Annotated in this window: 8 protein-coding genes; 3 read left to right on the top strand and 5 right to left on the bottom strand. The window is 46.4% G+C overall.

The genetic code is table 11. The features are described 5' to 3' along the window. Positions 1 to 138, bottom strand: a 138-nt coding sequence (locus Q0R35_RS19505; RefSeq protein WP_366944848.1) for a type II toxin-antitoxin system ParD family antitoxin, incomplete at its 3' end; no start/stop codon positions are given. Between the two features lie 78 nt (positions 139 to 216). Continuing rightward, the gene (gene aspS / locus Q0R35_RS08795) at positions 217 to 2,013 is read right to left on the bottom strand and encodes an aspartate--tRNA ligase (RefSeq protein WP_295616299.1); all 1,797 of its coding nucleotides are present in this window, start codon (positions 2,011 to 2,013) and stop codon (positions 217 to 219) included. A gap of 218 nt (positions 2,014 to 2,231) precedes the next feature. Here aspS and Q0R35_RS08790 point away from each other — a divergent pair, with 218 nt between their 5' ends. After that, a complete protein-coding gene (locus Q0R35_RS08790; protein ID WP_295616295.1) occupies positions 2,232 to 2,912 on the top strand; it encodes a 4'-phosphopantetheinyl transferase superfamily protein in 681 nt (226 codons plus the stop codon). Positions 2,913 to 3,024: 112 nt separating this feature from the next. Here Q0R35_RS08790 and Q0R35_RS08785 read toward each other — a convergent pair whose 3' ends face one another. After that, entirely contained in the window at positions 3,025 to 4,041 is a 1,017-nt protein-coding gene (locus tag Q0R35_RS08785) for a hypothetical protein (protein WP_295616292.1), read from the bottom strand. Positions 4,042 to 4,574: 533 nt separating this feature from the next. Between Q0R35_RS08785 and Q0R35_RS08780 the strand changes: the two genes are divergently transcribed. Continuing rightward, the gene (locus Q0R35_RS08780; protein ID WP_295616289.1) at positions 4,575 to 5,840 is read left to right on the top strand and encodes a pitrilysin family protein; all 1,266 of its coding nucleotides are present in this window, start codon (positions 4,575 to 4,577) and stop codon (positions 5,838 to 5,840) included. Positions 5,841 to 6,204: 364 nt separating this feature from the next. Further along, positions 6,205 to 6,720: a hypothetical protein gene (locus Q0R35_RS08775; protein WP_295616286.1), complete on the top strand. Its 516-nt coding sequence runs from the start codon at positions 6,205 to 6,207 to the stop codon at positions 6,718 to 6,720. 144 nt (positions 6,721 to 6,864) lie between these two features. Here the strand turns inward: Q0R35_RS08775 and Q0R35_RS08770 are convergent, their stop codons facing one another. Continuing rightward, complete coding sequence (locus Q0R35_RS08770) at positions 6,865 to 7,209, bottom strand: hypothetical protein (protein WP_295616283.1); 345 nt, start codon at positions 7,207 to 7,209, stop codon at positions 6,865 to 6,867. A 184-nt stretch (positions 7,210 to 7,393) separates the two neighbouring features. Next, on the bottom strand, positions 7,394 to 7,556 hold a 163-nt coding region (locus tag Q0R35_RS08765), incomplete at its 5' end, for a nitroreductase family protein (protein ID WP_295616302.1).

The raw sequence follows: 7,556 nt of genomic DNA, 5'->3' as shown, positions 1-7,556 counted from the left end.
CCATGCATCGTATTCAAGATACTGGGATGACAAAAGTTGTAATGCTTTCTCTAAAACTGCTTCTTCAGACTCAAACCGCCCCAAGGCAATCTGTTGTTGAATAAACTGCTGCTGTTCTGGTTTGAGTGCGATTGACATCGTAACTTTTCTCCATGTTTATCTTTATTTTAGTCGTTGCTAGGGGCAATTCCTGAATTGACCCTAGCAACGGCTAAATTATTGACTATCTGCCTTAGGTTTATAGGTAGAAATTACCTCTAATTCCTTGAGTTGTTTGGTATCGACACCTGATGGGGCATTCATTAACAAACACCGGGCTTGCTGGGTCTTAGGGAAGGCAATTACATCGCGAATGGAGTCTTCACCTGCGAGTAACATTACTAGTCGATCGAGTCCGTAGGCAATACCGCCGTGTGGGGGGGTGCCAAATTCAAATGCTTCGAGTAAAAAGCCGAATTTGTCGTTAGCTTCTTCTGTCGATAATCCGATCGCACTGAAGACTTTTTCTTGAATTTCGCGTTGATGAATTCGCACGCTGCCGCCGCCGATTTCGGTACCGTTGAAGATGATATCGTAGGCTTGCGCGCGGGCGGTGGTCAGATCGGCGATGTCGTCAGGATGGGGAGCGGTGAAGGGGTGATGGAGGGCTTCGAGTCGCTTTTCATCGGCGTTGTACTCGAACATGGGGAAGTCGGTGACCCATAATAAATTGACTTTATTATCATCGATTAAACCGAGTTCGCGACCGATGACTAATCGCAAGCGATCGAGTGTTTTATTGACCATTGCGGCATCGCCAGCACCGAATAGTAATAAGTCGCCAGGTTTGGCACCTGTGAGGGTTAATAGTTGTTGTTTGCTTGCTTCAGATAGGGAGTCTTTAATTGCCCCGATCGTTTCGATTTCGTTATTATCTAAAACGCGAATATAAGCGACACCTTTGGCTCCGGCTTCGGCGGCTTCTTTAAATAAGTTACCACCTGGTTTGATCCGGACGTTGGAGATAGTTTCGTTCCCACCAGGAATCGGTAGAATTTTAACCACGCCACCAGAGGCGATCGCGCCTGAAAATACTTTAAATTGGGAATCTTTAAATAGTTCGGAAACGTTGACTAATTTTAAGTCAAATCTAGTATCGGGTTTATCGCAGCCATACTCATCCATCGCTTGGGCATAAGTCATCCGAGGGAAGGGACGGGATAATTCTATGCCTTTAATTTCTTTGAAGATTTGGTAGATCAATTCTTCATTGAGATCGATAATTTCTTCCTGAGACATGAAACTCATTTCCATGTCTAACTGGGTGAATTCTGGTTGTCGATCTGCCCGTAAATCTTCATCGCGAAAACAGCGCGCGACTTGATAATAGCGATCGAATCCCGATACCATTAATAGCTGCTTGAATAATTGCGGCGATTGGGGCAGGGCAAACCATTCGCCTAAATTAACCCGGCTGGGTAAGATAAAATCTCTGGCACCTTCGGGAGTGGAGCGCGTTAAAATTGGCGTTTCAATTTCCATAAAGTTAAACCGATCTTCCAAACAGCGGCGGATGGCTTTAATTACCCGATGGCGGAGTTGCAGATTAGCACTCATCCGTTCGCGCCGCAGATCGAGATAGCGATACTTGAGGCGTAAATCCTCCCGGACGAACTCGTTTTCGGTTTGAGATACTTGGAAGGGTAATTGGTTGTGGACGCGGTTTAAAACCTCGATTTGCTCGGCATAAACTTCAATTTCGCCTGTGGGAATGCGCGTATTGAGCGATTCTTCGGGACGATTGTAAACTCGTCCGGTAATTTTGACCACGTATTCACTGCGGAGCGTTTCGGCTAAATGATAAGATGCGGGGGTGCGAATGGGATCGCTGACTACCTGCACCGATCCAGATCGATCGCGCAAATGGAGAAAAATCACCCCCCCAAGATCGCGGCGACGATCTACCCATCCGCACAGGGTAATAGTTTCGCCAATTTGTTCGGTGCGGATCGTGCCGCAATAATGGGTTCGCATATGCTAAATCTAGTTCGATGACAATTACTAATTACTTGAAGCCGAGATTTCACCTGTGAAGTGATGCGGCGAAGATCTATTCTACTCCGACTATGCTTGGCGATGCTCGATGAGAGCTGTTGCGATCGTGTCGATCGGTGCCAGGTTGCGGTAAATTTGAACGGGAGTAGAATTGGCTTCACTAATTATCTACCATTCTTTGCACCGCAGATCCAAGCATGTTGATGTTATTAGCGCGAGATGTTCATGTCTGGAGTGTCGATCTCAATTTAGATCGCGATCGCATTCACGAATTTAGTCAATTTTTAACAGCGCAAGAGAGCCAACGCGCCGCTAAGTTTATTAATCCCACCCACGGAAATCGCTGGATTGTCGCGCGGGGATATTTACGGCAGATTCTGAGTCAGTACCTCAATCTTACTCCATCCCAAATCGTTTTCAAATTGGGCGCACAGGGTAAACCTGCGGTGGAGGGCGATCCAATTGAGTTTAATTTATCCCATTCTCGCGATCGAGCTGTCTATGGCATTAGTGCTAAATTCCCGATCGGCATCGATGTAGAATACATTCACCCATTACCCGCCGCAGATCTGGTAGACAGGTTTTTTTCAGCCGCCGAGCAAGCGATTTTTCATCGCCTTCCCCTCGATAGCCAACAAGCCGCATTTTTCCACGCCTGGACGCAAAAAGAAGCCTATCTAAAAGCCTGTGGCACTGGTCTTAGCACTCCGTTAGACCAAATCGAAGTCTCGATCGATCCCACCACCCCTGCGGCGATTATTTCCAGCCCCATAGCTGGCATTTGGCAGATTCAGAAACTAGAAATTGCTGCCGATTATGCAGGTGCGATCGTAGTTGGGGGCGAGTGGGAAGAGATGGGAGTGAGGAGATGGGAGTAGGAAGTAAGGAGTAAGAAGTAAGGAGGATTTAAAATCAATGCTTCCAGTCCCCCGTCTCCCCGTCTCCTAGTCCCCCCGTCACCCCGTCATCCCAACTCCCCGCTCCCCGCTCCTAATAATCGACGGTGTAAAAATCAGCTTTTGCAGATTTTTTCTGGCGTGCTAGCATATACTCAAATTCGGTGCTGGCGGCTACGCCAAACTGGATGGCTCCGAGAATCCAGAAGACTTCTAGCATAAATCCGCCCTGATAATCTTGGATGTGGTTTCCCGCGTAGGCAAACCACATATCTGCGATGTAAAAACAAATAATCCCCTGAGCATTTACCTGCCAAGCATTACTGAGTCGTCCGCCCCAGAATGCTAAAATCATGGCAATTGCGAAGCTCAATAAGACGACATCGCACCAGACATAGAAAATATTTAATTTCTGTCCGTACGGCTTCAAGATCCGATCGAAAAACATTACCCATCCCGGCGCAGTTGTTGTAGGTTCGCTGGCTGGTGGTGGAATCGCAGGTGCGACAGTAGCCGTAGATGTGTTTGTCGTTGTAGTCTGAACTTGGCTGCTGGTAGCGGTTGTTGCAGTTGGAACTAATGAGCTATCGGTTGCTGACGGCTTGAGAATCCACATCGCGATAGCAGCCGCATAAATGCTAATTCCGGCGACGATCGCCCATTGATATATTTTTAATTTTACGCGCTTACTGACGATCGCGATAAACATTGCTAACAACAGACAGATATAAAAAATTACAAAAAACGGATCGCCAAGCGAACCAGTTGAATTGAGATGCCAGACTAATTCCCACGAGCTAAAGAAAATATTACCCACAAAATAAGCTAACAAAGCAATGCCCATCAACAGCCACACCTTGCTACCGCTGGGCATTCTGCTGCTAGTGCCATTCCGAATACACAGTAGCCCCGCACAGATTGTCGGCACATTTTGAAGAATATAAGCTGTAAAAATTCGATACCAGAATGGCCGCTCGGTGTTCTGTGCCGAACCGCTCAAGAACATGTAAAATAACAGCGATAGTGCCGCCCAACCAAATGCCCAAACAACGACATTTTGTTTGCGCCACAGATGTTCGTAGCGGGTGAGTGTTTGTGAAATATTTTGCATCTAATCGTTCGGTCTCCAGCTCGATATTTATAGTTGTTCGATATTAACTATTAGTATTCCCACGGAGCGATCGATTAATTAAAATTCAGCTCGATCGATCGATAGAACATCCCCAAATTTAAACTACACGTAATTCGGGCGATCGATTTCGAGTGACACCATTGTGAATTTTGCGGATATTAAACCGAACCCAATCGCGTGCGGGTCTACTATACTAATGTAAATATCCCGATTCGATCGGTTTATAGCTGGTAGCAGGACGTAATTTACTGCCAGGATCGAGACTGCTCTAAATTGGTAAGCTCGTTGGCGTAGCCTCTCAGTATGAGAATCGAATGCACTACAGCAATGCTCATGATGAAAATTGAGACCGGATCTGATGCTGGTTTTTAAAAATAAAACTGCTGCAATCCGCATGATATCGTCAAACTTATCGCCAAGATTGAAGCGATAAAATAGCGTCAGAGTTTTAAAATGAGAATTGCTGAATGCACTAGCAATAAGTAGACTAATATATCAGGAGCAAATTTGCAGTGACAATTACCCCCGTCCCGACAGTTCGCACGTTACCCAATGGGTTGACGATTATTGCCGAACAAATGCCTGTAGAAGCCGTAAATTTGAATATTTACCTAAATGTCGGCTCCTTTGTGGAAACCGATGCCATTAATGGCATGGCGCACTTTCTAGAGCACATGGTGTTCAAAGGTACATCCAGACTGGCGGCGGGGGAATTCGAGCGACTGGTAGAAGAGCGCGGTGCCGAAACTAATGCCGCGACGAGTCAAGATTATACCCACTACTACATTACTACCGCGCCTAAAGATTTTGCCGCATTAGCTCCACTCCAAATCGATGTCGTTACCAATCCGCGCATTCCCGACGATGACTTCGAGCGCGAAAAAATGGTGGTACTCGAAGAAATTCGCAGATCTCATGATAGCTCTTCCCGCCGCATCTATCAGCAGGCGATCGAGGTGGCATTTGCCAAATTACCATATCGTCGTCCTGTTTTAGGCCCCGAAGCCGTCATTGAGGGCGTTACCGCCCAGCAGATGCGCTATTTCCACGCTACCCATTATCAACCTACCGCGATGACTGCCGTTGCCGTTGGCAATCTCCCCGTCGAAGAATTAATCGAGATTGTCGCCGATGGTTTTGCCTCGCAAACGGGGACTATCCCCGCCGCCGAATTTGTCGGCAAAAAGTCTCATCCAACTCCCGAACTCCCATTTTCTCGCATCGTTCGCAAAGAACATATCGACCCCAGTCTCAAGCAAGCACGCTTAATTATGGTCTGGCGCGTACCGGGATTGCTAGATTTATCCGAAACTTATCCCCTAGATATTTTAGCGGCGATTCTCACTTCGGGACGGACTTCCCGCCTAGTCAAAGAACTCCGCGAAGAACGCCAACTGGTAAATAGTATCAGCGTCAGTAATATGAGCAACCGGATTCAGGGACTATTTTACCTCAGTGCCCAGTTGCCGAGCGAAAATATCGCCCAAGTCGAGCAAATTATTACCGAGCATATTGCTCGACTCCAAACCACCCTCATTACCGAAGCCGAAATCTCCCGCATCCGCCGTCAAGTTGCCAATCGTTACATCTTTGGCACCGAAACACCCAGCGATCGCGCGGATCTTTACGGTTACTATCAGTCTATAGTCGGAGATATTACTCCCGCTCTAAATTACCCCCAACAGATTCAATCTCTCGACGCTACTACCATCCAACTCGCCGCACGTCAGTACCTATCGCCGAGCGCGTATGGGGTTATTACTGTTAAGCCAGAGTAGGAGCGGGGTGCGGGGAGTAAGCGTCCCCCCGTCTCCCTGTCCCAAGACGGTACTGTTTGTACTAATCGATCGAGTCAAACAGCTCGAATCGCAAGTTTCTGCACCAAAGATATCGATCGCGTCTAGCTAGAGCTTGAATCGAGCATGAAATCTAGTTCTTGGCTGTTGTGAGGATTGGATTTTGAGGATAGAAAATACGACCGGAAGTATGAAAAGATCCGAAAGGGGGATCGATCGAACTATTTAAATTAATTGGGGTGCATTATTCGATCGAAGTTGCCCGATTGATAACTTAGAGCATCGATCGATCCCAACGGTAAAAGTTCATTTAGGCGATAAAGCCTAATCTACATCCAAACTCAATATGAAATCAAAACTCACCCTCGCGATCGTCGGCTGTACGCTGCTGACACTATTAAATCCAGGCATCGTCACCGCTCAATCTCGTAATATCGGTACCAACCGCCAACCTCGGACTTGTCCGTCGAGAACTGCACCGACAAGCGGTGCGATCGGTGCTAAACAGGCAGCAATCTACGCTGCTTGCGATCGAGAAAGTGGTGGATACCAAAACAATTTCTCGACACAGTTTATGGACATCCTCAACTTGCAAGTTTCCAAACCGCGCCGGGTTAGTAGCAACGATTCCCGAATTTTTAGCAATATCGATATAACCAAACCTGCATACGATCTCCAAGGCAGTGTGGTTCACTACATGTGTCATACCATTGGCGGCGGACATCCAGCAGGAGGCAACTGCACGGTTTCGCGCGTACCTGAGAGCGTTGGAGTATGCGTGCAAAATACTTTTGGCAAGTGGTCTTGCAATATGAGTTATTACACGCCAAAACCGGAATATCAAATGCCACCACCTCAATAGCAGTTATCGGTAGTGTAACTGAAAATAGCTGGTTCTAAACCTAAATCTGATGTCTTAAAGGCATAATTCAAATTATTTAACTCAAGTTACTACCTACACTCACAGCGGTTTTAATCGTTGGCAATTCTAAGGTAACAACTTGGGTTATTTAATAACGCGCACTGTTTTGACTTGCAATGGTTGTCCGACTTGGCAAATAGTCATCATATCTGTTTTGACAACGCCGCTAACTCGCACTTTAGTGCCGTCAATTTTAGGGAATTTACCCATCAATTCGTATTTTTGACCATTATCACCATCTAGCTGATAACAAGTGCCTTCTACGGCTAATTTGCGGATGGTACCAGTCAAATTTAAGGTGGCTGATTTAGCTGTAGCGGGAGCCGCCGTGTCTTTATTTGCCAATGCGGGGATGTTGGGAAGCAAAATCCCCACAGCAAACATCACACTAATTACCGAGATCCAAATTTTAGCTGTTTTCTTTATCATGATTTTACTCCTAATATATGTTCATTTTCCAGTGTCAAATTAGACATCTAGAGTGAATAGTGGATAGTGAATCGAATCTTTGATTTGCTTTCTACTCCTTACTTCTGACTGTCTTGAAAAGGTGCTTCGCTTGTTCCCCAAGAACGCACTTTTCGCTTCTTACTTCTTACTCTCAGTCTTCAACTCATGCCGGACGACCCAAGGTGGTAATATACAATACAGCTTCATCTTCGGGAATTCCGAGTACTTCATTGACACGATCGTCAAAAAATCCGGCAATTCCACTAACACCAAGATCGAGCCGAATTGCGGCTAAATTTAACCGCTGTCCCAAATGTCCCGCATCG

Source organism: Chamaesiphon sp. GL140_3_metabinner_50, from assembly GCF_025361915.1.
Lineage (GTDB): Bacteria > Cyanobacteriota > Cyanobacteriia > Cyanobacteriales > Chamaesiphonaceae > Chamaesiphon.
The sequence above is the reverse complement of the archived record's forward strand: the minus strand, read 5'-3'. Positions and strand labels throughout refer to the sequence as shown.